This is a genomic window from Enterobacter sp. KB-221C9 (assembly GCF_041320715.1).
In the GTDB taxonomy this organism is placed as follows: Bacteria; Pseudomonadota; Gammaproteobacteria; order Enterobacterales; family Enterobacteriaceae; genus Enterobacter; species Enterobacter asburiae_D.
In genome coordinates, this window is record NZ_JBGIWG010000011.1 from 1 (window position 1) to 25,065 (window position 25,065).

Consider the following 25,065-nt stretch of genomic DNA (forward strand, 5'->3'; position numbering starts at 1 on the left):
CTGGTGTTCGGGTTGTCATGCCAATGGCATTGCCCGGTAGCTAAATGCGGAAAAGATAAGTGCTGAAAGCATCTAAGCACGAAACTTGCCCCGAGATGAGTTCTCCCTGACTCCTTGAGAGTCCTGAAGGAACGTTGAAGACTACGACGTTGATAGGTCGGGTGTGTAAGCGCAGCGATGCGTTGAGCTAACCGATACTAATGAACCGTGAGGCTTAACCTTACAACGCCGAAGCTGTTTCGGCGAAGAGACAGACAATCAATTTCAGCTTTGATACAGATTTAACAGAATTTGCCTGGCGGCTTTAGCGCGGTGGTCCCACCTGACCCCATGCCGAACTCAGAAGTGAAACGCCGTAGCGCCGATGGTAGTGTGGGGTCTCCCCATGTGAGAGTAGGGAACTGCCAGGCATCAAATAAGTAGAGAGGCCATCCGGAAGGATGGCCTTTTTGCGTTTATACGGCGCACAAACTAATCCCCCAATACCCTGCTTATACGGTAAACTACCTGCGTTTTTGCATCAGGATAGCGTCTATGAACCACTCCCTTAAGCCCTGGAATACCTTTGGCATTCAACGCAATGCTAATCAAATTGTACGTGCCGATACTGCACAGCAGCTGCTGGATGCATGGCAAAACGCGACAGAAAATAACGAACCCGTACTGATTCTGGGCGAAGGAAGTAATGTCCTGTTTCTCGATGATTTTGCGGGAACGGTGATCGTTAACCGCATCATGGGAATTGATGTGGAAGAGCGTGCCGATAGCTGGCTTGTGCACGTGGGTGCCGGAGAAAACTGGCATCATCTGGTGCAATTTACCCTCGAAAAAGGGATGCCGGGTCTGGAAAACCTTGCGCTTATTCCAGGCTGCGCCGGATCGTCACCTATTCAAAACATCGGCGCCTACGGCATCGAACTGAAACATGTCTGTGAATATGTCGACTGCATCGAACTGGCAACCGGAACGGCTAAGCGTTTAACGGCAGAACAGTGCCGATTTGGCTATCGTGACAGTATCTTCAAACATGAATATCAGGACCGCTACGTGATCGTTGCCGTGGGTCTGCGACTGTCGAAGAGCTGGCAGCCGGTGTTGACCTACGGAGATTTAACGCGTCTCGATCCGGCTACCGTAACCGCCCGTGACGTTTTTGACTCGGTTTGCCATATGCGGATGACCAAACTTCCCGATCCAAAAGTAAACGGAAACGCTGGAAGCTTCTTCAAAAACCCGGTTATCAGCAGCGAAAATGCAAAAGCCTTCCTTGAAGGATGGCCAGCAGCGCCACATTACCCTCAGGCGGATGGCAGCGTGAAGCTGGCCGCGGGGTGGCTCATCGATCAATGCCAGCTAAAAGGCACTTCAGTAGGCGGTGCCGCCGTTCACCAACAGCAGGCCCTGGTACTGATTAATCAACGCGATGCGACCAGCGATGATGTTGTACAGCTGGCTCATTATGTTCGTCAGCGTGTGGGCGAAAAGTTTAACGTCTGGCTGGAGCCAGAAGTTCGCTTCATTGGCCGCACAGGTGAAGTCAATGCCGTGGAGGCCATCGCGTGAAAGACAATACCATCCCCTTAACCCTGATTAGCATCCTTGCTGACGGTGAGTTTCATTCTGGCGAGCAGCTGGGTGAGCAGCTTGGCATGAGCCGTGCCGGCATTAACAAGCATATTCAGACGCTGCGCGACTGGGGTGTTGATGTGTTCACGGTCCCCGGAAAAGGCTACAGCCTGCCGGAGCCTATTCAATTGCTGAATGAAGAAACGATCCGCAGCCAGATTGGACACGGCAATGTTGCGGTGCTGCCGGTGATTGATTCGACGAACCAGTATCTTCTGGATCGTCTGCCTGAACTGAAATCCGGCGATGCCTGCGTTGCTGAATATCAACAGGCCGGTCGTGGCCGTCGCGGCCGCAAATGGTTTTCGCCATTTGGCGCCAACCTCTATCTTTCCATGTACTGGCGACTCGATCAGGGTCCGGCCGCTGCCATTGGCCTGAGTCTGGTCATCGGCATCGTTATGGCGGAAGTGCTGCACGATCTGGGAGCGGATAAGGTACGCGTTAAATGGCCTAATGACCTCTACCTCAACGATCGTAAACTTGCGGGTATTCTTGTCGAACTGACGGGAAAAACGGGCGATGCGGCACAGATCGTCATTGGCGCAGGCCTCAATATGGTGATGCGCAATGTACAAAATGATGTGGTGAATCAGGCCTGGACTAACCTCCAGGAGGCGGGGATCGTTATCGATCGTAACACCCTTTCCGTACGTATGATTAAAGAGTTGCGTAGCTCACTCACGCTTTTTGAACAGGAAGGGCTGGCACCGTTCCTGTCGCGTTGGGAAAAGCTGGATAACTTCATCAACCGCCCGGTGAAATTGCTGATTGGTGATAAAGAGATCTACGGAACTTCCCGCGGTATTGACGCACAGGGCGCGCTGCTCCTGGAGCAGGATGGCGCGATCAAACCCTGGATGGGCGGTGAGATTTCACTGCGAAGTGCCGAATAACCGGATTGAGTTAATTATGCGAAAACCCGTCTGCGCGACGCTGGCCGTCATGATGAGTCTGCTGTTCTCGCCTCTCTCTCATGCGGATCGGGCCTGGGAGAGTTACAAGGCCCGCTTTTTCAAACCGGAAGGCCGCATTGTCGATACCGGCAATGGCGGCGTGTCGCATACGGAAGGTCAGGGTTTTGCCATGCTGATGGCGGTGGCCAACGACGATAAAGCCACGTTCGATAAGCTCTGGCAATGGACAGACAGTCAGCTGAAGAACAAAGAGAATGGTCTCTTCTACTGGCGCTATAACCCCTCAGAATCCAACCCGGTCGCCGACAAAAACAACGCTGCAGACGGTGATGTGCTGATTGCCTGGGCGTTGCTCAAAGCCGACGCCCGCTGGCACGACAAGCGCTACGGCGCCGCATCGGATGCAATTACAAAAGCACTGATTGACCACAGCGTGATCCGCTATGCGGGCTACCGCGTGATGCTGCCCGGCGTCCAGGGATTTAAGCTTGAGGGTGAAGTGGTCCTGAATCCTTCCTATTTCGTGTTTCCGGCCTGGCTGGCCTTCGCCGGGCGCAGTCATTTGCCGGTCTGGCGCGATTTGATTAAGGACGGGAAACGTCTGCTGGGGAAAATGGGCTCTGGCAAAGCGAATCTGCCCACTGACTGGGTTTCACTGGCATCTGGCGGCAAGCTGGCTCCTGCTAAAGGCTGGCCGCCGCGAATGAGCTATGACGCGATTCGTATTCCGCTGTACCTTGCCTGGTCTGATAAGCAAAGCCCGCTGCTGACGCCGTGGAAGGCCTGGTTCGGTCAGTTCCCCCGGGAACAAACTCCCGCCTGGGTTAACGTCACGACCAACGAATATGCGCCCTACATGATGGAAGGCGGCCTGTTGGCCGTGCGTGATTTAACGGTGGGACAGCCTTCCGGAGAACCCGAAATCACCTCTAAAGACGACTACTATTCGGCAAGTCTGAAAATGCTGGTGTGGATTTCAGCGCAATAATAACGCACTGACTATCCCCTCTCCCCGATGGGGAGAGGGTGAGGGGTAAATCAGTTACTGCGGATACGGTACCCAATCCCCGCCGTTCAGGCGAACGTATGGTTTGTTTTGATATTGAATGACGACCGCGTTGGCGTTCTCTGAGACTTCCGCCGTTTGCGGCAGTTTGCTGGTGAGCTGATCCCAGTTCACGCTATCTTCCACGAACAGCTTCCCGTCAACGGCGCGGGCAACCAGTTCTGAGATCGCCAGATAGCTGGTTGGCTGCGTAATCTCAATCGGTGCGCCCTGATGCGGCGCCTTCATACCAAAGAATTTAATGCCTGCAGGCACGTTGGTGATGGACGGGCTTGGGATATCACGCAGGCCTGACACCTGCATTCTGTCACCTTTCAGCGCACCACCGTGCTCAGGCACCACAACCACCATCACTTTACGGCCTGATTTTTCCAGCTCCGTGAAGAACGCATCCAGCTCGTCGAAGAATTTCTGCGCTCGCACTTTATAATCTGCCGTTTTGCTCACGCCCGGGAAATGGTTACCGTCGTGGAGCGGCAGGGTATTAAAGAACGTCGCGCTGCGTGGATTACTGTCTTTTTCGATGGTCTGCAGCCAGCGTTGCAGGACGGCAGTATCGTCATAAACGGGTGAACCGTCGAAGCCCAGCAGAGAGACAGGAAGACCGGTTTGGTCCATCAGCGGTGCCTGCATGCCACCCTCTTCGCGCACCTCTTTCAGGAAGTTACCGAACTGGCCGTTATGCCCCAGCATCAGATGCTGCGTAAAGCCCAGTTTTGAAAGGTTATCGAACAGATAACACTGGTTGCCGGCGGGTTGATACAGGTTTTTATGCGATGTCTGACCGCAGCTTGCACGCAGCAGGCGGATCGCAGCCGGGCCGCTGTACGAGGTGGCAGAGTTGAAATCTTTAAACTGAATGTCGAAATGTGACCACAGCGGATGAGACATTAAACCGGCGGCGTCCACATCGGCCCAGGAGAGAGAGCAGATGTTGATCACCAGCAGTTCAAACGGTTGAGCATCCGCCGGCAGCGCATCCGGGAATTTAGTCTGTCGCTTGTCTTCTGCGGTATAGAAACTGGAGAGCCAGGCGTTCAGGTTGGTCGAGGTCGGCGGTGCGGTCTGGGTTGGGATATCACCCACCACAGGCGTATCGCCTGCTGTGGTGACGGTTGCCGCTGCGCTTCCCCCTGTGGTGGTCACCGTGGTGGTCGGTTGACCGGCAGGCCACAGCGAAAAGTTTGGCCCAGCCAGCGTCAGCACGTTAAGCCAGATCATAATCGCGACGACAAACACCGTGACGCGGATCCACTGTGACAGGAACAGCCAGGCAACCAGCAGTACAAATACCGCGCCAATCATCTGCCAGTTAATAAAGCGCTCGGTCAGATCGAGGACATAGCTGGCGCTAAAGCCCGCCACCTGCGACCCCTGGCTCATAATGCTGTCCGGCCCCGGTAGCCAGGTATCATGCCAGAACAGCGCAAACCCGACAGGGATGGCCACCCAGTGACGTAAGCGGTGCAGCCTGATATTCGGCAGCGGCATCAGCAGGAAGGCCATAAACACGAGGTTGAGAAGGGGATGGAAATTCAGATAGCCTGCCCACAGCAGACCAAACTTCACCAGAAAGTAGAAGTTCCAGCCGGAAAGGCCGCGCCAGTATTGCCAGAGCGGCGAGGGTGACGAAGCGGTATAGGTAGAGTTAGTCATGTTTTCGGTCTGCCTTGACGTGTGATGCCCGTGTCAGTGTTCCGGCTGGTTTTACGTAGCGAGGTTTTATAAACAGCACTCTGGCCGTATCGCGGATACGGCGTATGGAATGGCGCGCATAGTAGCCAAGCGGGAAAAAGATCAGCGCACAGAATATAACCAGTTGAATGATATCGCTGATATTCATGATGATGCGTTCTCCGCGTTGTCTGTTAATAAGCGAAGGGGTTCCGGAACCCGACGCCAGACGTGTCCATCGTGTCTGGCATTGAGGATCGGTTTGGCATCGCTCTTAATAGCGAGCGGCTTAACCCATTGTTCAGGCTGGAGCGCACGCATCTGCACCAGCTCCGCGCCGATAGTATTATCTTCGAACCAAATCATACGGTTAGAGAAAATATCCCCGGTAGGCAGGGGGAAGATGTGGTTAAGCGCCGTATCGAGATCGTTTACCCGGCAGAAGGACAAAAACAGCACCAGGCGATTGTCGCCAATGGTCATAATGTCCCCCGTACGGTTCGGGCGACATAAGGTGAGAGCCTGTTCGACGCGAATACCCGGTACGGGACGCAGGGCGACCATGACCCCTTTTCCGTCAGCAGGAAGAAGCGTGTTGCTCATCATGTTGCCGACGGCGTCGCAGAAGGTATCCCATTTTTGGTATCCACGCAGCTTCATCGGCTGCGTCATGGAAAGCAGCGTGGAAATATCTTCCGGTACATGGCGGCTAAACTGCTGGCCCTGAACGCTTTCGATAAGCGTCAGACAGCGTGACAACGGCGCATTCCATGGAATAATCATATTGGCGCCGCAGCCCAGAAGCAGGCGCTCATCGGTGGCGCGCAGGCTGGTATTATTTTCGCGCACGATGATTTTTAACGCACTGCCGCGCTGGCGGCGTAAGGTGTGGATTTGCCTTGCCAGCGTCTCAATCTGGTTATTCTGCATCAGCGAGAAAATTAGGGTTGCCGCCTGGGTTGTGCGGGCTTCATGGAAAAGGGCTTCGTTTGATTCAAACAGTGACCAGTTTTCCGACAGGGCAGGTGCTCCCTCTAAAACCGCGATATGGCTCAGGATGCGTTTTTCATCACTGCGCGGCTGCACCACGGTTTCTTCCTGCTGCGCCAGGTGCCACTCGCCCTCGATATGTTTCAGCGTAAGCTGCTGCCTGGCGCTCACGCCTTTTTCATTACACCAGAAGGCAATATCGTAGAGATAGCTGCCCGCCTGGTCACGAATGCTTGCCAGACCGAACAGGGAGCGATATTCGCCCATTAAAAGTGAAAACAGCTTGTCATTATTACTGCCGGGATTGACTATCAATAGCGTGCAATTTTGAAATTTTGCCCATTTATTGATTTTTTCCAGCCATGCCAGCAGTTTTTCAGCAGGCATATTTTGCAGGACGTTATTTGCACATTTAAGAATCACTAAATAGTGATCCGGATCAATAGAGCACTGAACGTCGCGGGACAAAAAGTATAGACTATCGGCTTCCGATGTCATGGAAAATAATCGCACCGTCTGGGGGCCGCGACCACTTTCAAGCGAGATAATTTTCCGGGGTTCTTCGCCCATGCTAATGACGGCCACGCGGGAATCCTTATCCTGAGCGGCAATTGTCTGGTTTACCAGACTGATAGCATCTTCATTACGGTCCGTATTAATCCACCAGACTCCTCCGACTGGCATGTGGCTCAATTCGTCCCATAATGACTGGATGCCAATAGAAAATATGGAGTCCACGGTGTCCCTCTTTTCGTCTAATTTATCTGTATCTCAGTTTACTAGCGAAAGCGTAGAAATAAACCTAACATTGAAATTAAAGAACATCAGATTTAGCATGTAAATGAAATTTCATAGGGCAGGATGCCTCGCTACTTCTGATCTGGCGATTCTACGCAAAGGGATGGAAAAAGAATGGATAATAATGAACCCGGAACCCCAGTCGATTCGACCCTGGGTTACACATTCCAAAACGATTTTCTGGCGCTGACGCAGGCCTTTTCTTTACCTGAAATAGATTACACCGATATTTCCCAGCGGGAACAGTTGGCTGCGGCTATTAAACGCTGGCCGTTATTAGCTGAATTCGCCCATCAACAATAAGGGAGCCATTGATGGCCATACTCGGATTACAGGGTGTCCGTGGCGGTGTGGGTACCACATCAGTTACCGCGGCGCTGGCGTGGTCATTACAGCTTTTAGGTGAATCGGTGCTGGTTATTGACGCCTGCGCCGATAATTTGTTGCGTATGTCGTTTAATGTCGACTTTTCACGCGAAGAGGGCTGGGCCCGCGCGCTGCTTGATGATAAAGACTGGCAGGATGCAGGGATGCGCTATACCTCCCAGCTCGATCTGCTGCCATTTGGTCAACTGACCACCACGGAACGCGAGAATGAAGCCGCGTATCAGCGCCTGTTTTCGCAATTCACGCTGGCGCTGCAAACCCTGAAAGAAAAGGGACACTATAAATGGATCCTGCTGGATCTGCCGCACGGTGCCGGCACGCTGACCCGACAGCTCATCGCGCAGTGCGATCATGTGCTCTCGATCGTCAACGTCGATGCGAACTGCCATATCCGCCTGCATCAGCAGGGGCTACCTCAAAATGGCCATATCCTGATTAACGATTTGCGCATTGGCAGCCAGATCCAGGACGATCTGTATCAGGTGTGGCTGCAAAGCCAGCGCCGTCTGCTTCCCATTGTCATCCATCGCGATGAGGGAATGGCGGAATGCCTTGCGTCTAAGCAACCGCTCGGCGAATACCGCAGCGATTCACTGGCGGCAGAAGAGATCCTGACGCTGGCTAACTGGTGTCTGCTGAACTTCGCCAACGGTGCGGAGCAGGCAGGGAGTTCTGTATGAGTCGTCTCGCCAGCTGGTTACTCATCCCGCCGGTCAGTTCGCGTTTGAGCGAACGCTACCGGCATTTCCGCCGGCACGGTGCTTCGGCATTTAGCGCCGCGCTCGGCTGTTTCTGGATGATTCTGGCCTGGATGTTTATTCCACTCGAACACCCGCGCTGGCAGCGCATACGCGCACGGCACAGTGAGCTCTATCCGCACATTAATCCCGACCGGCCGCGTCCTTTGGATCCGGCGCGTTATCTCATTCAGGCCATCTGGCTGGCGGTCACGTCATCCCGCTCAGAGACAATAACGCCGCACTGGCGCAGTTTCTCCCGCGTGCAACAGTTACGCGAACGCTACCACCAGTGGCTGGATAAACTGCCCAACAGCGTAAGCGATAAGACCAGCCACCTGGATAACCACAAAGAGCTCGGGCATCTCCACCCGGGCCTGCGGCGTTTTATCCTCGGCGTGATCGTGGTGTTCTCGCTCATTCTGGCGCTGGTCTGTATTACGCAACCTTTCAACCCTCTGGCGCAGTTCACCTTCCTGATCCTGCTGTGGGGCGTGGCGCTGCTGGTCCGCCGTATTCCGGGCCGCTTCTCGGCGCTGATGCTGATTGTGTTGTCGTTAACCGTCTCCTGTCGATACATCTGGTGGCGTTATACCTCAACCCTGAACTGGGACGACCCGGTCAGCCTGGTGTGCGGCCTGGTACTGCTGTTTGCAGAAACCTACGCCTGGATCGTGCTGGTGCTGGGCTATTTCCAGGTCATTTGGCCGCTCAACCGTCAGCCGGTTCCGCTGCCTAAAGACACCGCGCAGTGGCCGTCTGTCGATCTCTTTGTACCGACCTACAACGAAGATCTGAGCGTGGTGAAAAACACCATTTATGCGGCGTTGGGCATCGACTGGCCGAAAGACAAGCTCAAGGTCTGGATCCTGGATGACGGCAACCGTCCGGCGTTCCGCCAGTTCGCAGAGGAGGTTGGCGTCGAGTACATCGCCCGTCCGACTCACGAACATGCGAAAGCCGGGAACATCAACAACGCGTTGAAGTATGCCACAGGGGAGTTTGTCTCAATCTTTGACTGTGACCACGTGCCGACGCGCTCGTTCCTGCAGATGACCATGGGCTGGTTCCTGAAGGAGAAAGAGCTGGCGATGATGCAGACGCCGCACCACTTCTTCTCGCCGGATCCGTTTGAACGTAACCTTGGCCGTTTCCGTAAAACCCCGAACGAAGGCACGCTATTCTATGGCCTGGTGCAGGACGGAAACGACATGTGGGATGCCACCTTCTTCTGCGGCTCTTGTGCGGTTATCCGCCGTAAACCGCTGGATGAAATTGGCGGTATCGCCGTCGAAACGGTGACTGAAGATGCGCACACCTCTCTGCGCCTGCACCGTCGCGGCTATACCTCAGCCTATATGCGTATTCCGCAGGCTGCCGGTCTGGCAACGGAGTCACTGTCGGCGCACATTGGCCAGCGTATTCGCTGGGCGCGCGGGATGGTGCAGATTTTCCGTCTCGATAACCCACTGATAGGGAAAGGACTCAAGCTGGCGCAGCGTCTTTGCTACGTCAACGCCATGTTCCACTTCTTATCCGGTATTCCGCGGCTGATCTTCCTGACCGCGCCGCTGGCGTTCCTGCTCCTTCATGCTTATATCATTTACGCCCCGGCGCTGATGATTGCGCTGTTTGTTCTGCCGCACATGATCCATGCGAGCCTCACGAACTCGAAGATACAGGGTAAATACCGCCATTCTTTCTGGAGTGAAATCTACGAAACGGTGCTGGCCTGGTACATCGCGCCGCCGACGATGGTGGCGCTGATTAACCCGCACAAAGGTAAATTCAACGTCACCGCGAAGGGCGGCCTGGTGGAAGAGGAGTACGTCGACTGGGTGATCTCCCGTCCGTATATCTTCCTGGTACTGCTGAATATCGTGGGCGTCATCGCCGGTATCTGGCGCTACTACTACGGCCCGGAAAACGAAATCCTGACCGTCTTCGTGAGTATGGCCTGGGTCTTCTACAACCTGATTATCCTCGGCGGCGCGGTAGCGGTGTCGGTGGAGAGCAAACAGGTTCGTCGTGCGCATCGCGTGGAAATCTGCATGCCTGCGGCGATCGCCCGTGAAGATGGTCACCTCTTCTCCTGTACCGTGCACGACTTCTCTGACGGTGGTCTGGGGATCAAAATCAACGGTCAGGCGAAGGTGCTGGAAGGGCAGAAAGTTAACCTGCTGCTTAAGCGCGGTCAGCAGGAGTATGTCTTCCCGACGCAGGTGGTTCGCGTGGCGGGCAATGAAGTCGGTTTGCAGCTGATGCCGTTGACCAAAAAGCAACATATCGATTTTGTGCAGTGTACGTTTGCCCGCGCGGATACGTGGGCTCTCTGGCAGGACAGCTTCCCGGAAGATAAACCACTGGAAAGCCTGCTGGATATTCTGAAGCTGGGGTTCCGTGGCTATCGTCACCTTGCAGAATTTGCCCCGTCGTCGGTGAAATTAATTTTCCGGTCACTTACTTCGCTGGTTTCCTGGGTCGTGTCGTTCATTCCTCGTCGTCCTGAGCGGGATGAGGCGAAGCAGGCGGACCCGGTTATGGCTCAACAATGATGATAACGCGATGAAAACAAAACTTTCCTGGTTATGTGCAGTGGCAATGGGGATGAATGTTATCCCCGCAACAATGGCTAACGCAGCTCCTGGTAACGCAGCGGCAACGCCTGCGCCAACGGTACCTGTCGTCGCGCAAGCAACCGATCCGGTTGTCACCGCGGCACCTGGTCAAACAGAAAATATCGTGCCGAACCAGCCAACGGAGGGGAACACCCTGCCGGCAGACGGCCAGGTCATCGGGCAGGTGATGCCGGGCGTCCGGGGGGCGAATGCGCCCGTCGTCGCGGACAATGCGCCGTCACGGGACGTGAAGCTGACCTTTGCGCAAATCGCACCGCCTCCGGGCAGTATGGTGCTGCGCGGCATCAACCCTAACGGCGGCATTGAGTTTGGCATGCGCAGCGATGAGGTCGTCTCTAATGCGGTGCTGAACCTTGAATACACCCCGTCACCGTCTCTGCTGCCGACACAGTCTCAGCTGAAGGTCTACCTGAATGACGAGCTGATGGACGTTCTGCCGGTCACGAAAGAGCAGCTGGGCAAGAAAACCCAAGCTCAGGTGCCGATCAACCCGCTGTTCATCACCGACTTTAACCGCATCCGCCTGGAGTTTGTCGGTCACTACCGCGATGTCTGCGAAAACCCGTCCAGCAACACGCTGTGGATGGACGTCGGCCGTAACTCCTCGCTGCAGATGACCTACCAGTCGCTGGCGCTGAAAAACGATCTCTCGGCATTCCCGGTTCCGTTCTTTGATCCGCGTGATAACCGTCCGCTCACGCTGCCGATGGTGTTTGCATCTTCCCCGGACGTGACCGAGCAGCTGGCGGCCACCATTGTGGCGTCCTGGTTTGGTTCACGTGCCGGCTGGCGTGGACAGAGCTTCCCGGCGATGTATGACAAGCTGCCGGACAGAAATGCCATTGTGTTTGCGACCAACGCAAAACGTCCGGCCTTCCTGCGCGATCATCCGGACGTCAAAGCGCCGACCGTTGAGATGATAAGCCACCCGGAAAACCCGTACGTGAAGCTGCTGGTGGTCTTTGGCCGCGACGATAAAGATCTGGTGCAGGCAGCAAAAGCGATTGCCCAGGGCAACGTCCTTTTCCGCGGTAACAGCGTGGTGGTGGATGAGGTCAAACCGCTGCTGGCGCGTAAACCTTATGATGCGCCAAACTGGGTGCGTACCGACCGGGCGGTGACATTTGGCGAGCTGAAAACCTATGAAGAACAGCTGCAGGCGACGGGGCTTGAGCCTGCGCCGATTAGCCTGTCAATGAATCTGCCGCCGGATTTGTACCTGCTGCGTACCAACGGCATTGATATCAATCTGAACTACCGTTATACCGCGCCAGCGACCAAAGACAGCTCGCGCATGGATATCAGCCTGAACAACCAGTTCCTGCAATCGTTCAGCCTGCAAAGCACGCAGGATACTAACCGCCTGATGCTTCGCCTGCCGGTATTGCAGGGTCTGCTGGACGGTAAAACGGATGTCTCTATCCCGGCACTGAAGCTGGGTGCGATAAACCAGCTGCGCTTTGACTTCCAGTACATGAACCCAATGCCTGGCGGCTCGGCGGAAAACTGCATCACCTTCCAGCCCGTACAGAACCACGTTGTGATTGGCGATGAGTCGACCATCGACTTCTCGAAGTACTATCACTTCCTGGCGATGCCGGATCTGCGCGCCTTTGCTAACGCGGGCTTCCCGTTCAGCCGCATGGCCGATCTCTCTGACTCCATTGTGGTGATGCCAAAAGCGCCAAGTGAAGGGCAGGTCACGACTCTTCTGGACACCATGGCGACCGTTGGGGGACAGACGGGATTACCGGCGATTAACGTCACGTTGACGGACGATGGCAGCCAGATTCAGAACAAAGACGCTGACATTCTGGTGATCGGTACTATTCCGGACAAGCTGAAGGATGACAAACGTATCGATCTGCTGGTGAAAGCGGCCCAGTCCTGGGTTAACACGCCGCTGCGCCAGACCGAGTTCCCGAGCATTATGCCGGATGAGAACGATCGTCAGGCCAGCGCGCAGACGACGGTAACGTCTCAGGGGGCAATGGCTGCGGTGGTGGGCTTCCAGTCACCTTACAACGACCAGCGTAGCGTGGTGGCTCTCCTGGCGGACAGCCCGCGCGGGTATGAGCTGCTCAATACCGCCATGAACGACAGCGGTAAACGTGCCGCGATGTTTGGTTCCGTGTCGGTGATCCGTGAGTCCGGCGTCAATAGCCTGCGCGTGGGTGATGTGTATTACGTAGGCCATCTGCCGTGGTTCGAACGCCTGTGGTATGCGCTGGCTAACCATCCGGTTCTGCTCGCCATCCTGGCTGCGGTCAGCGTGGTCTTGCTGGCATGGGTGCTGTGGCGTCTGCTGCGTATCATCAGCCGTCGTCGTCTGAACCCGGATGAGTAAGATGTGATGAAAGCCTTTCGCTGGTGTGTATTAGCAGCGTTGATGCTGGCGGTGCTTCCTCTTCGCGCCGCCTGTACATGGCCTGCCTGGGAGCAGTTTAAAAAGGATTACATCAGCGAGGGCGGGCGTGTCGTTGATCCCAGCGACACGCGCAAAATTACGACGTCGGAAGGGCAAAGCTACGCCTTGTTCTTTGCCCTGTCGGCGAACGATCGCAACGCGTTTGACCTGGTGCTGACCTGGACGCGAGATAATCTTGCCAGCGGCAATCTCAACGACCATCTGCCAGCCTGGCTATGGGGTCAGAAAGATAAAGAGACGTGGGCGGTGATTGATACCAACTCCGCCTCTGACGCCGATGTCTGGATCGCATGGTCACTGCTCGAAGCGGGTCGGTTGTGGAAACATCCGGACTATACCCGCACGGGCAAGGCACTGCTGAAACGCATTGCCAGCGAGGAAGTGGTGAAAGTGCCCGGGCTCGGCGCAATGCTGCTTCCCGGTAAAGTCGGTTTTGCCGATGAACACGTCTGGCGCTTTAACCCCAGCTATCTTCCTCCGCAGTTAGCGAGTTATTTCACGCGTTTTGGTACCCCGTGGACCCAGCTTCGTGAAACCAATCTGCACCTGCTGCTGGAGAGTGCGCCGAAAGGTTTTTCGCCGGACTGGGTGCAGTATCAGAAAAACAGAGGCTGGCGGTTACAGCAGGATAAGTCGCTGGTGGGCGGCTACGACGCCATCCGCGTTTATCTCTGGGTGGGAATGATGAGTGATAAAGATCCTCAGAAAGCCCGGCTGCTGACGCGCTTCCAGCCGATGGCGGCAAAGACAATGAAACGGGGTGTGCCGCCGGAGAAAGTGGATGTGGCGACGGGTAAACGCACCGGGAATGGCCCGGTCGGATTTTCTGCCGCCATGCTGCCGTTTTTACAACAACGTGATGCCCAGGCGGTTCAGCGCCAGCGCGTTGCGGACCATTTTCCCGATAACAATGCCTATTACAGCTACGTGCTGACTCTCTTTGGGCAAGGATGGGATCAGCATCGTTTTCGCTTCACCGCTCAAGGTGAATTAATACCGGATTGGGGCCAGGAATGCGCAAGTTCACAGTAAATTTACTCACTTTATCGCTTGGCCTGGCGCTTATGCCGTGGGCCCAGGCCGTCAACTCTCCGCAGCAGAAACAGCTTCTGGAGCAGGTGCGGCTGGGCGAATCGACACAGCGTGAGGATTTGGTTCGTCAGTCGCTCTACCGTCTTGAGCTGATTGACCCGAACAACCCTGACGTCATTGCCGCACGCTTTCGCTACCTGCTGCGCCAGGGCGATAACGCCGGCGCGCAAAAAGAGCTGGATCGTCTGAAAGGGATCGCGCCGGGCTCAAGTGCATACCAGTCATCTCGCAACACGATGCTGCTTTCCACGCCGGATGGCCGCCAGCAGCTCCAGCAGGCGCGATTGCTCGCCACCACGGGACACACGCAGGAGGCGATTGCCGCCTATGACAAGCTGTTTGACGGCAACCCGCCGGGCGGCGACGTGGCGACGGAATACTGGAATGTGGTCGCGAAAGACCCTGCTCGCCGGAATGCGGCCATTAACCAGCTCAAGAAAATAAATACCAGCAGCCCCGGAAATACCCAGCTGCAGGCGACGCTGTCCCAGCTTTTGTTTCAGAGCGGACGCCGTGATGAAGGCTTTGCGGTGTTGCAGGAGATGGCCAAATCTACCAATGGCCGTAACCAGGCGTCTGATATGTGGTATGACCAAATCAAAGGCCAGCCTGCCAGCAGCGCCAGCGTCAGCGCGCTGCAAAAATACCTGAGCGTATTCAGCGACGGAGATAGCGTCGCGGCGGCGCGTGCCCAGCTTGAAGCGCAGCAAAAACAGCTCGCCGATCCGGCGTTCCGCGCGAAAGCGGAAGGGCTGGCGGCGGTGGATGCCGGGCAGGGGAGTAAGGCGGTGGCTGAGCTACAAAAAGCCGTCAGCGCCAACCATGCCGACAGTGAAGCGGTGGGCGCCCTTGGTCAGGCTTATTCCCAGAAAGGCGACCGCGCCCGCGCGGTGGCGCAGTTTGAAAAGGCGATTGCCCTCGATCCCCAGAGCGATAACCGGGGTAAATGGGACAGTTTGCTCAAGGTTAACCGTTACTGGCTGCTGATCCAGCAGGGCGATGCGGCGCTGAAGGCGAATAATCCGGCGCAGGCGGAGCGTTACTATCAACAGGCACGCAGTATCGACAATACCGACAGTTATGCCGTGCTGGGGCTGGGCGATGCCGCCGCGGCGCGTAAAGATAACGACGCGGCGGAACGTTATTATCGCCAGGCGCTGCGTATGGACAGCGGCAACAGCAATGCGGTCCGCGGCCTCGCCAATATTTACCGCGCGCAGTCCCCGGAGAAGGCCTCGCAGTTTATCCAGTCTCTCTCCGCCAGCCAGCGCCGGAGCATTGATGATATTGAACGCAGTCTGACCAACGAGCAGCTTTCTGCTCAGGCAGAACAGCTGGAAAATCAGGGGAAATACGCTCAGGCGGCAGAAATTCAGCGTCGTCGTCTGGCGCTCTCTCCCGGCGACGTGTGGATAACCTATCGTCTCTCGCGCGATCTCTACAGCGCGGGTCAGCGTAGCCAGGCGGATACCCTGATGCGTCAGCTTGCCAGCCAGAAACCGTCCGACCCGGATCAGGTGTACGCCAACGGGCTCTATCTTTCCGGAAACGATCAGGACCGCGCCGCGCTGGCGCATCTGGACACGCTGCCGCGCGGCCAGTGGAACGGCAATATTCAGGAGCTTGCCGACCGCCTGCAAAGCAACCAGGTGCTGGAAACCGCCAACCGCCTGCGCGACAGCGGCAAAGAGCAGGAGGCGGAAAACCTTCTGCGTCAGCAGCCGACCTCCACCCGCATCGACCTGACGCTGGCGGACTGGGCGCAGCAGCGTGGCGATCTGGCGTCGGCGAAAACGACGTACAGCGCCGTTCTGCAGCGTGAACCGCAGAACGAAGACGCGATCCTCGGCCTGACCGAGATTTATAGCGCGCAGGGTAACAAAGATGCCGCGCGCGCAGAGCTGGCAAAACTGCCCGCCGCGCAAAACGGCCAGCCGCAGTCGCTCAACATGCAGCGCCGGATCGCGATGGCGCAGGCAGGCCTGGGCGATTCCGCTGCCGCAGAACAGACCTTCAACAAAATCATTCCGCAGGCTAAATCGCAGCCCGGCTCCATGGAAAACGCGCTGGTATTACGTGATGCCGCGCGTTTCCAGGCGCAAAACGGGCAGCCTCAGCAGGCGCTGGAAACCTATAAAGATGCGATGGTGTCGTCCGGCGTCACGACGACCCGTCCGGCCGACAACGACAGTTTCACCCGTCTGACGCGTAACGATGAAAAGGACGACTGGCTGAAGCGCGGCGTGCGCAGTGATGCCGGTGACTTGTACCGTCAGCAGGATGTTAACGTCACGCTGCAGCACGACTACTGGGGCTCCAGCGGCACGGGCGGCTATTCCGACCTGAAAGCGCATACCACCATGCTGCAGGTGGATGCCCCGCTCTCTGACGGACGCATGTTCTTCAGAAGCGATCTGGTCAATATGGATGCCGGCTCGTTTGCGACGAAGGACGGGAAGTACGATCCGAGCTGGGGTACCTGTTCTGCGACGCCGTGTAGCGGCAACACCCATCAGTCCGACAATGGCGCAAGCGTTGCCGTCGGCTGGCAGAATAAAACCTGGGCGATGGATATTGGCACCACGCCAATGGGCTTTGACGTCGTCGACGTGGTGGGCGGCATCAGCTACAGCAGCGACCTGGGGCCTGTTGGCTATACCGTTAACGCCCATCGACGTCCAATCTCCAGCTCTCTGCTGGCCTTTGCCGGACAAAAAGATACCAACACCGGCACCACCTGGGGCGGCGTACGTGCCACCGGTGGCGGCGTAAGCGTGAGCTATGACAAAGGGGAAGCGAACGGCGTCTGGTCCAGCCTGAACGCGGAAACGCTGACGGGTAAAAATGTGGAAGATAACTGGCGCGTCCGCTGGATGACGGGTTACTACTACAAGCTCATTAATAAAAACAATGAGCGCCTGACGGTCGGCGTCTCCAATATGCTCTGGCACTACGACAAAGACCTGAGCGGTTATACCCTGGGTCAGGGCGGCTACTACAGCCCGCAAGAGTATGTCTCCTTCGCACTGCCGGTGACCTGGCGTAAACGCACGGAGAACTGGTCCTGGGAGCTGGGTGGCTCGGTGTCCTGGTCTCACTCCAAAACCAAAGACGAGCTGCGCTACCCGATCCAGAGTCTGATCCCGACCGATGAGCCAGGCCGCTATACTGACCGGGGCGCGATGGAAACCGGCAGCAGCTCCTCAGGCACGGGTTATACCGCGCGGGCCATTATCGAGCGCCGCGTCACGTCCAACTGGTTTGTGGGCATGGGCGTGGATATTCAGGAAGCGAAAGACTATACCCCAAGCCATGCGCTGATCTATGTGCGTTACTCTGCTGCAGGCTGGCAGGGCGATATGGACTTACCGCCGCAGCCGCTCATCCCGTACGCAGACTGGTAATCGGATTTTCCTTAATCCATTTGTAAGTCTCTCTTAATAGCGCGGCAATCGGGTATACTCAGGCGCGCCAGGTTTATACCCTGGCGCGCCCTGCGCTTCGAGTTTTGTGGAGAGTCATTTTGCGTGTCAGCCGTTCCTTAACAATCAAACAGATGGCGATGGTCTCTGGCGTCACCATGCTGTTTGTACTGCTCTTCTGCGTAATTTTGCTGTTTCATGCCGTACAGCAGAATCGCTATAACACGGCTTCGCAGTTAGAAAGTATCGCCCGCTCGGTGCGCGGCCCGCTTTCTGCCTCTATCCTGAAAGGGGATATTCCCGAAGCGGAAACCATTTTAAAACGCATTCAGCCTGCCGGCGTCGTTAGCCGCGCCGACGTCGTCTTGCCCAACCAGTTTCAGGCGCTGCGGATGAGCTTTATCCCGGAACGTCCCGTCCCGATGATGGTGATGCGCCTGTTTGAACTGCCGGTGCAAATTTCGCTGCCCGTTTATTCACTCGAGCGCCCTGCGAATCCGCAGCCGTTGGCCTACCTGGTATTACAGGCGGACCCCTACCGCATGTATAAATTCGTCATGAGCTGGGTGGTTACGTTAGTGACCACTTGCTTACTTATGACGCTGATCCTCAGCGTAGCGCTCACCTGGTGCATTAACAGGTTGATTGTTCATCCGCTGCGCCGTATCGCCCGCGAGCTGAATACGCTTGCGCCGCAGGATCAGCTGGGACATCAGCTTGAGCTGCCGCGTCTGCATCATGACGATGAGATAGGTATGCTGGTGCGTAGCTACAACCTCAACCAGCAGCGCATCCAGCGTCAGCAGGATGAGTTAAACAGCAGCGCCACGCGCTTCCCGGTGTCGGAGCTTCCCAATAAAGCCTTCCTGATGGCGATGCTGGAGCAGACCGTTGCCCGTCAGCAAACCACGGCGCTGATGGCAATCGCCTGTGAAACCCTGCAGGACACGGCTGGCGTGCTCAAGGAGAGCCAGCGCGAAATGCTGCTGCTGACCCTGGTGGAAAAAGTGAAGTCTGTCCTTGCCCCGCGCATGGTGCTGACCCAGGTTAGCGGCTACGACCTGGTGGTGATTGCCAATGGCGTAAAAGAGCCCTGGCATGCGATCACATTAGGTCAGCAAGTACTCACTGTCATTAATGAGCGGTTGCCCATTCAGGGTATTCAGCTTCGCCCGAGCGCCAGTATCGGTATCGCGATGTACTATGGCGATTTAACGGCGGAACAGCTTTATCATCGCGCGTTCTCGGCGGCGTTTACCGCCCGGCGCAAAGGGAAAAATCAGATCCAGTTCTTCGACCCGGAGCAGATGGAAAAGGCCCAGCAGCGCCTGACGGAAGAAAGCGACATCCTGACCGCGCTGGATAACCGCCAGTTTGCCCTTTGGCTACAGCCGCAGGTGAATTTGCTGACGGGAGAAGTGAAAAGCGCCGAGGCGCTGCTGCGCCTGCAGCAGCCGGATGGTTCGTGGGAGCTGCCGGAAGGGCTGATTGAGCGCATTGAGTCCTGCGGCCTGATGGTTACCGTCGGCTACTGGGTGCTCGAGGAGTCCTGCCGTCAGCTTGCGGCCTGGCAGGAGCGCGGCGTGACGCTGCCGCTGTCGGTCAATTTGTCTGCCCTGCAGCTTATGCACCCGACCATGGTTTCAGAGATGCTGGAGCTGATCCATCGTTACCGAATAAAGCCTGATACGTTAACCCTGGAAGTAACGGAGAGCCGACGCATTGACGACCCTAATGAGGCAGTCACCATTCTTAAGCCGCTGCGTAACGCCGGCATTCGCATTGCGCTGGACGATTTTGGTATGGGGTACGCCGGGCTGCGCCAGCTTCAGCACATGAAAACCCTTCCGGTGGATGTGCTCAAAATTGACAAAGCGTTCGTCGACGGTCTGCCGGGCGACAGCAGCATGGTGCAGGCGATTATCCAGATGGCGCGCAGTCTCAACCTGCATCTTATTGCCGAAGGGATTGAAACCGAAGCACAGCGCGTCTGGCTGGCAGAGGCGGGCGTGGAGAGCGGACAAGGCTTCCTTTTTGCGCCTGCTGTTCCTTCGGATGTCTTTGAACAACGATACCTTTCCGGCGCTGACAACCACGCAAAAGTGTAATTTTGTTGCTGGCTTGTGCGAGCCAGCTCAAAGTTCTTAACATTTGTGTTTCAAATTTGAACTGAGTTTATTTCTGTCCTGTTATGTGGGTGTTATTTTAAAGCCGCAGGTTAACCATAACCTTACAAAGCCTGTGGTTTTTCTTCCCAAGGACACCTTATGAAAACCTCACTCTTCAAAAGTCTTTATTTCCAGGTCCTGACAGCCATCGCCATCGGTATTCTGCTGGGTCACTATTACCCTGAACTGGGCGCGCAAATGAAACCGCTTGGCGACGCGTTCGTTAAGCTCATCAAAATGGTCATCGCTCCGGTGATCTTCTGTACCGTCGTCACGGGCATCGCTGGCATGGAAAGCATGAAGGCGGTAGGTCGTACCGGTGCAGTGGCGCTTCTCTATTTTGAAGTGGTCAGTACCCTTGCGCTGATTATCGGTCTGATCATCGTCAACGTGGTGCAGCCAGGCGCGGGGATGAACGTAGACCCGTCAACGCTGGATGCCAAAGCGGTCGCGGTCTATGCCGAGCAGGCGAAGGACCAGGGCGTGGTGGCCTTCCTGCTGGACGTAATACCGGGCAGCGTCATTGGCGCGTTCGCCAGCGGAAACATCCTGCAGGTTCTGCTGTTCGCCGTGATGTTTGGCTTTGCCCTGCACCGTCTGGGCAACAAAGGCCAGCTTATCTTTAATGTGATTGAAAGCTTCTCGCAGGTCATCTTCGGCATCATCAATATGATCATGCGCCTGGCGCCAATTGGTGCCTTCGGTGCTATGGCCTTCACCATCGGTAAGTATGGCGTCGGTACGCTGGTGCAGCTGGGCCAGCTGATTATCTGCTTCTATATCACCTGTATCCTTTTCGTGGTCGTGGTGCTGGGGTCCATCGCCCGCGCGACCGGCTTCAACATTTTCAAATTCATCCGTTACATCCGCGAAGAGCTGCTGATTGTTCTGGGGACCTCCTCTTCAGAATCGGCGCTGCCGCGTATGCTCGACAAGATGGAAAAGCTGGGGTGCCGTAAATCGGTGGTCGGGCTGGTGATCCCGACGGGCTACTCCTTCAACCTGGATGGCACCTCAATATATCTGACGATGGCGGCCGTGTTTATCGCTCAGGCGACCAACAGCCATATGGATATTTTCCATCAGATTACCCTGCTGGTGGTGCTCCTGCTCTCCTCTAAAGGCGCGGCAGGCGTGACGGGCAGTGGCTTTATCGTGCTGGCTGCCACCATTTCCGCTGTGGGTCACCTGCCGGTGGCGGGTCTGGCGTTGATTCTGGGTATTGACCGCTTCATGTCAGAGGCGCGTGCGTTAACTAACCTGGTGGGTAACGGCGTGGCAACGGTGGTGGTGGCGAAATGGGTGAAAGAGCTGGATCACAAAAAGCTCGACGATACTCTGAATAATCGTTCAACTGACAGCAAAAATCCTGGTTTATCTTCTTAATCTTGTCACAAATGCCCGTATTCCCTTGTCGGGATGCGGGCTCCTGCGCATAATAACTGTTCGTACCTGTCATAATTCGACAAGATTTTTTTGGGTATATTTCACTTCTGACCGTGACGTTTTGCCGAACGCGCGGTCTAATCGACGTGTTTTCATCGTCATCTTTAAGAGTGAAGCGCGTCGCGAAACACTCTTTTTTAACCAGGAATGTTGATCAGGGGTTCACATGCAGGGCACAAAAATTCGACTCTTAACCGGCGGTTTGCTGATGATGGCAGCAGCCAGTTATGTGCAGGCAGATGCGCTCCAGCCAGACCCGGCCTGGCAACAAGGGACATTAGCGAACGGTTTTCAGTGGCAGGTGTTAGCCACTCCGCAACGTCCCAGTGACCGTATTGAAATCCGTCTGTCCATTAATACCGGTTCCCTCTCGGAAAGCACTCAGCAAACCGGTTTTAGCCATTTTATTCCCCGGCTGGCGCTCACGCAGAGCGGCAGCCTGCAAGCGGTTCAGGTGCGTTCGCTTTGGCAGCAGGCCATCGATCCGAAACGCCCGCTCCCACCGGCGGTTCTCTCGTATGACTACACCATGTTTAACCTGAGCCTGCCAAACAACCGTAACGACCTGCTTAAAGAAGCGCTTACGTATCTCTCCGATGCCTCTGGCAATCTGGCGATTACGCCGGACACCGTCAACTATGCGCTGAGCAACAGCGACATGGTGGCGACCTGGCCTGGGGATACCAAAGAGGGCTGGTGGCGTTACCGCCTGAAGGGCTCAACGTTACTGGGACACGATCCGGCCGAACCGCTGAAACAGCCGGTGGACGCTGAACAGGTAAAATCGTTCTACCAGAAGTGGTACACCCCGGACGCGATGACGCTGATCGTGGTGGGTAACGTGGACAGCCGCGCGGTGGTGGAGCAGATCAACAAAGCGTTTGGTGATTTGAAAGGCAAGCGTGAAACGCCAGCCCCTGTCCCAACGCTCTCTCCGCTGCGTGCAGAGCCTGTCAGTATTATGACGGATGCCGTGCGTCAGGATCGCCTTTCCATCATGTGGGACAACGCCTGGCAGCCAATCCGTGAGTCCGCGGCGATGTTGCGCTACTGGCGTGCCGATCTGGCGCGTGAAGCGCTGTTCTGGCACGTTCAGCAGACGCTGAGTAAGAACAATGTGAAGAATATCGGCCTTGGCTTTGACTGCCGCGTGCTGTTCCAGCGCGCGCAGTGCGCCATTAACGTTGAATCGCCGGGCGATAAGCTGAATGCCAATCTGGGTGTGGTTGCGAAAGAGCTGGCAAAAGTACGTAAAGAGGGGCTATCCGAAGAGGAATTCAACGCTCTCGTGGCGCAGAAAAAACTCGAGCTGCAGAAGCTGTTTGCGACCTATGCTCGCGCCGATACCGACATTCTGATCAGCCAGCGTATTCGTTCCCTGCAGAATCAGGTGGTGGACATTGCGCCGGAACAGTACCAGAAGCTTCGTCAGGACTTCCTGAACGGTCTGACCGTCGATATGCTCAATCAGGATCTCCGTCAGCAGCTGTCGCAGGAGATGGCGTTGATCCTCCTGCAACCGAAGGGCGAGCCGGAATATGACATGAAGGAACTGCAGAATACCTGGGATTCCATTATGGCTACCGCGCCGCAGCCTTCGCAGGCCGCCACGGCCGATGATTTACATCCGGACGCGACGGATATTCCGCAGGGGCAGTAATGCTTAACCATTCCCTCTCCCTGTGGGAGAGGGTTAGGGTGAGGGCATCAGCCCGCACCCTACTTAAACAGGCATCGCCTCGCGCGGAATAATCGCCCCGCGATACTGAATCACCGTGCTGGCCGTCAGGTGCCCACGCTGTGCCGCCGCTTCCGGCGTTCCACCCGTCAGGCGTACCGCCAGATAGCCCGCGCTGAATGAATCGCCTGCCGCCGTGGTATCAATCACCTTCTCTTTGGCAAGCTTCACCGCCGGCACGTCAACCAGCGCTTCACCCGCCACCGCGACCAGGCACGAATCTGCACCGCGCTTAATCACCACTTCGCTCACGCCTGCCGCCTGCGTACGTGCAATCACGTCCGCTACCGGTTTCTCACCCCACAGAGCGTCTTCATCGTCGAGCGTCAGGAAGGCGATGTCGGTGCACTGCAGCATCTGTTGGTAGACCTGCTGCGTCTCTTCGCGGCTGGCCCACAGGCGCGGGCGGTAGTTGTTATCGAAAATAACCTTCCCGCCGTTTGCACGGCATTCGCGCAGCAGCGAGAGCAGCTTTTCTCGGCTGGCGGGGCTTAAAATCGCCAGGCTAATGCCGCTCAGATAGAGATAGTCAAATGTCGCCAGCTCTTCGCAGATGGCCGCGGCCGCGTCGCTCTCCAGCCAGAATTTGGCCGCAGCCTCGTTACGCCAGTAATAAAACGTGCGTTCGCCGGTGCTGTCGGTTTCGATGTAATAAAGCCCCGGCAGACGGTTTTCCATACGCTGAATCAGCGACGTTTCAACATGTTCACTCTGCCAGGCCTCCAGCATTTGCTGGCTGAAGCTGTCCGTTCCCAGAGCGGTAACGTAGTTCACGGTGAGCGCGTCAGGCGCAACCTGACGGGCAATGTAAACCGAGGTGTTTAACGTATCGCCACCAAATCCGCGGCTGACTTCCGCGCCTTTTTGTGACAGCTCAATCATACATTCGCCAATCACGGCAATTTTTTTGGACATAGTCGTGAACCTGAACAGAAGAATTATCAGCAGTGTGCGCTGAGTGAATTAACCGGTCAACTATATTAAAACAACGTTCCATTATTTTATTTGAGCCAGCGCGTGTTCCCGCCTATTTCTGTCATCTTAATTTCATTTTCCCGGTGAATTGAACATAAAGTTCTCAATTATCGCGCCGATAATCCTGTGACGAGTCCAGAAAGGCTATCCCAACAACAGGACATCTGAAATGAAGTCAGAGCAGGTTATCCAGCGGCTGAGCACTACGCCTGAGGCAAGTATTGAGAACTTGCAGGAGCATCGCTACTGGCTGCAATGTGAGCGTGCGTACACCTATCAGCCGATCTACCGAACAGATGGTCGACTGATGGCAATTGAAATTTTGACCGTCGTTACGCACCCCTCAAACCCTACTCAGCGCATCGCGCCGGATCGCTATTTTGCCGAAGTTGCCGTTCGCCAGCGTCTGGACGTGCTGGAAGAGCAGCTTCGTATGCTGGCGACGAAGCAGTCCTTTTTCGAACAGCATAATATCCTCGCCTCGGTGAACGTCGATGGCCCAACCCTGCTGGCGCTGCGCCAGAACGCGAAATTGCAGGAGCTGATCGCCACTCTGCCGTGGATGCGTTTTGAGCTGGTGGAGCATGTCCGCCTGCCGCAGGATTCCTCGTTTGCGTCGATATGCGAATACGGCCCGCTGTGGCTGGATGACTTTGGCACCGGCATGGCGAATTTTTCCGCCCTGAGTGAAGTACGCTACGACTACATTAAAGTGGCTCGCGATCTGTTCATTATGCTGCGTCAGACCCCGGAAGGGCGGAATCTGTTTACGCTGTTATTACAGCTGATGAACCGCTATTGCCAGGGCGTGATTGTTGAAGGTGTGGAAACACTGGAAGAGTGGCGCGATGTGCAAAACTCTCCCGCAGCGGCGGCGCAAGGCTATTATCTCTCTCGCCCAGTACCCATGGATCGCCTCGATAACGTTATAACGACCCTCTGATAAGCCCGCTTCCCTTTGT

The 25,065-nt window shown here is 56.0% G+C and carries 17 protein-coding genes and 2 rRNA genes; 15 read left to right on the forward strand and 4 right to left on the reverse strand.

Going from position 1 to position 25,065, the window contains the following annotated elements; all coding sequences use genetic code 11:
- The 5 genes from AB8846_RS16290 to AB8846_RS16310 all read left to right on the forward strand — a co-directional run.
- Nucleotides 1-222 (forward strand): 23S ribosomal RNA (locus AB8846_RS16290); the annotation flags it as partial.
- 72 nt (nt 223-294) lie between these two features.
- Nucleotides 295-410, forward strand: a 5S ribosomal RNA gene (gene rrf / locus AB8846_RS16295).
- 124 nt (nt 411-534) lie between these two features.
- Entirely contained in the window at nt 535-1,563 is a 1,029-nt protein-coding gene (gene murB, locus AB8846_RS16300) for a UDP-N-acetylmuramate dehydrogenase (RefSeq protein WP_370733179.1), read from the forward strand.
- Nucleotides 1,560-2,522, forward strand: coding sequence for a bifunctional biotin--[acetyl-CoA-carboxylase] ligase/biotin operon repressor BirA (birA, locus tag AB8846_RS16305; RefSeq protein WP_063145662.1), 963 nt, complete (start codon nt 1,560-1,562; stop codon nt 2,520-2,522). The genes murB and birA overlap by 4 nt, the downstream gene beginning before the upstream one ends.
- A gap of 16 nt (nt 2,523-2,538) precedes the next feature.
- Nucleotides 2,539-3,531 carry a glycosyl hydrolase family 8 gene (locus AB8846_RS16310; RefSeq protein WP_370733180.1) on the forward strand — a complete coding sequence of 331 codons (993 nt, stop codon included), beginning with the start codon at nt 2,539-2,541 and terminating at the stop codon, nt 3,529-3,531.
- A gap of 54 nt (nt 3,532-3,585) precedes the next feature.
- On the opposite strand, the gene bcsG is transcribed toward AB8846_RS16310, so the two are convergent.
- From bcsG to bcsE, 3 genes are read right to left on the reverse strand one after another with little or no spacing between them, the layout of a single operon-like run.
- Nucleotides 3,586-5,265: a cellulose biosynthesis protein BcsG gene (gene bcsG / locus AB8846_RS16315; protein ID WP_370733181.1), complete on the reverse strand. Its 1,680-nt coding sequence runs from the start codon at nt 5,263-5,265 to the stop codon at nt 3,586-3,588.
- Entirely contained in the window at nt 5,258-5,455 is a 198-nt protein-coding gene (gene bcsF, locus AB8846_RS16320) for a cellulose biosynthesis protein BcsF (RefSeq protein WP_024908822.1), read from the reverse strand. Before bcsF ends, bcsG begins: the two co-directional genes overlap by 8 nt.
- Nucleotides 5,449-7,011 carry a cellulose biosynthesis c-di-GMP-binding protein BcsE gene (gene bcsE, locus AB8846_RS16325; RefSeq protein ID WP_370733182.1) on the reverse strand — a complete coding sequence of 521 codons (1,563 nt, stop codon included), beginning with the start codon at nt 7,009-7,011 and terminating at the stop codon, nt 5,449-5,451. The genes bcsF and bcsE overlap by 7 nt, the downstream gene beginning before the upstream one ends.
- Before the next feature lie 174 nt (nt 7,012-7,185).
- Here bcsE and bcsR point away from each other — a divergent pair, with 174 nt between their 5' ends.
- From bcsR to AB8846_RS16370, 9 genes are all read left to right on the forward strand, one after another.
- Complete coding sequence (bcsR, locus tag AB8846_RS16330; RefSeq protein ID WP_008503237.1) at nt 7,186-7,374, forward strand: cellulose biosynthesis protein BcsR; 189 nt, start codon at nt 7,186-7,188, stop codon at nt 7,372-7,374.
- A gap of 11 nt (nt 7,375-7,385) precedes the next feature.
- Nucleotides 7,386-8,138: a cellulose biosynthesis protein BcsQ gene (bcsQ, locus tag AB8846_RS16335; protein ID WP_063145658.1), complete on the forward strand. Its 753-nt coding sequence runs from the start codon at nt 7,386-7,388 to the stop codon at nt 8,136-8,138.
- Nucleotides 8,135-10,750 (forward strand): UDP-forming cellulose synthase catalytic subunit, encoded by a 2,616-nt coding sequence (gene bcsA / locus AB8846_RS16340; RefSeq protein ID WP_331411048.1) that lies wholly within the window; start codon nt 8,135-8,137, stop codon nt 10,748-10,750. Before bcsQ ends, bcsA begins: the two co-directional genes overlap by 4 nt.
- A 10-nt stretch (nt 10,751-10,760) precedes the next feature.
- A complete protein-coding gene (gene bcsB / locus AB8846_RS16345; protein WP_063145657.1) occupies nt 10,761-13,181 on the forward strand; it encodes a cellulose biosynthesis cyclic di-GMP-binding regulatory protein BcsB in 2,421 nt (806 codons plus the stop codon).
- Nucleotides 13,182-13,187: 6 nt separating this feature from the next.
- Nucleotides 13,188-14,294, forward strand: a complete 1,107-nt coding sequence (bcsZ, locus tag AB8846_RS16350) for a cellulose synthase complex periplasmic endoglucanase BcsZ (protein WP_370733232.1) — start codon at nt 13,188-13,190, stop codon at nt 14,292-14,294.
- Nucleotides 14,276-17,758 carry a cellulose synthase complex outer membrane protein BcsC gene (bcsC, locus tag AB8846_RS16355; protein ID WP_370733183.1) on the forward strand — a complete coding sequence of 1,161 codons (3,483 nt, stop codon included), beginning with the start codon at nt 14,276-14,278 and terminating at the stop codon, nt 17,756-17,758. Before bcsZ ends, bcsC begins: the two co-directional genes overlap by 19 nt.
- A gap of 119 nt (nt 17,759-17,877) precedes the next feature.
- Nucleotides 17,878-19,884, forward strand: coding sequence for a biofilm formation regulator HmsP (gene hmsP, locus AB8846_RS16360; RefSeq protein WP_370733184.1), 2,007 nt, complete (start codon nt 17,878-17,880; stop codon nt 19,882-19,884).
- Between the two features lie 159 nt (nt 19,885-20,043).
- Entirely contained in the window at nt 20,044-21,330 is a 1,287-nt protein-coding gene (locus AB8846_RS16365) for a dicarboxylate/amino acid:cation symporter (protein ID WP_370733185.1), read from the forward strand.
- Nucleotides 21,331-21,556: 226 nt separating this feature from the next.
- A complete protein-coding gene (locus AB8846_RS16370; RefSeq protein WP_370733186.1) occupies nt 21,557-23,050 on the forward strand; it encodes a M16 family metallopeptidase in 1,494 nt (497 codons plus the stop codon).
- A gap of 63 nt (nt 23,051-23,113) precedes the next feature.
- Here AB8846_RS16370 and AB8846_RS16375 read toward each other — a convergent pair whose 3' ends face one another.
- Entirely contained in the window at nt 23,114-24,043 is a 930-nt protein-coding gene (locus AB8846_RS16375) for a sugar kinase (protein WP_331411052.1), read from the reverse strand.
- Nucleotides 24,044-24,272: 229 nt separating this feature from the next.
- Here AB8846_RS16375 and pdeH point away from each other — a divergent pair, with 229 nt between their 5' ends.
- Nucleotides 24,273-25,046: a cyclic-guanylate-specific phosphodiesterase gene (gene pdeH, locus AB8846_RS16380; protein ID WP_063145651.1), complete on the forward strand. Its 774-nt coding sequence runs from the start codon at nt 24,273-24,275 to the stop codon at nt 25,044-25,046.
- The last annotated feature ends 19 nt before the right edge of the window (nt 25,047-25,065 follow it).

Bases quoted from the DNA above. Each gene is read 5' to 3' on its own strand.
- bcsC (WP_370733183.1), top strand. From the start codon at position 14,276: ATGCGCAAGTTCACAGTAAATTTACTCACTTTATCGCTTGGCCTGGCG.
- AB8846_RS16310 (WP_370733180.1), top strand. From the start codon at position 2,539: ATGCGAAAACCCGTCTGCGCGACGCTGGCCGTCATGATGAGTCTGCTG.
- AB8846_RS16375 (WP_331411052.1), bottom strand. From the start codon at position 24,043: ATGTCCAAAAAAATTGCCGTGATTGGCGAATGTATGATTGAGCTGTCA.
- AB8846_RS16370 (WP_370733186.1), top strand. From the start codon at position 21,557: ATGCAGGGCACAAAAATTCGACTCTTAACCGGCGGTTTGCTGATGATG.
- bcsR (WP_008503237.1), top strand. From the start codon at position 7,186: ATGGATAATAATGAACCCGGAACCCCAGTCGATTCGACCCTGGGTTAC.
- murB (WP_370733179.1), top strand. From the start codon at position 535: ATGAACCACTCCCTTAAGCCCTGGAATACCTTTGGCATTCAACGCAAT.
- bcsQ (WP_063145658.1), top strand. From the start codon at position 7,386: ATGGCCATACTCGGATTACAGGGTGTCCGTGGCGGTGTGGGTACCACA.
- pdeH (WP_063145651.1), top strand. From the start codon at position 24,273: ATGAAGTCAGAGCAGGTTATCCAGCGGCTGAGCACTACGCCTGAGGCA.
- bcsG (WP_370733181.1), bottom strand. From the start codon at position 5,265: ATGACTAACTCTACCTATACCGCTTCGTCACCCTCGCCGCTCTGGCAA.
- bcsB (WP_063145657.1), top strand. From the start codon at position 10,761: ATGAAAACAAAACTTTCCTGGTTATGTGCAGTGGCAATGGGGATGAAT.
- bcsZ (WP_370733232.1), top strand. From the start codon at position 13,188: ATGAAAGCCTTTCGCTGGTGTGTATTAGCAGCGTTGATGCTGGCGGTG.
- bcsA (WP_331411048.1), top strand. From the start codon at position 8,135: ATGAGTCGTCTCGCCAGCTGGTTACTCATCCCGCCGGTCAGTTCGCGT.
- AB8846_RS16365 (WP_370733185.1), top strand. From the start codon at position 20,044: ATGAAAACCTCACTCTTCAAAAGTCTTTATTTCCAGGTCCTGACAGCC.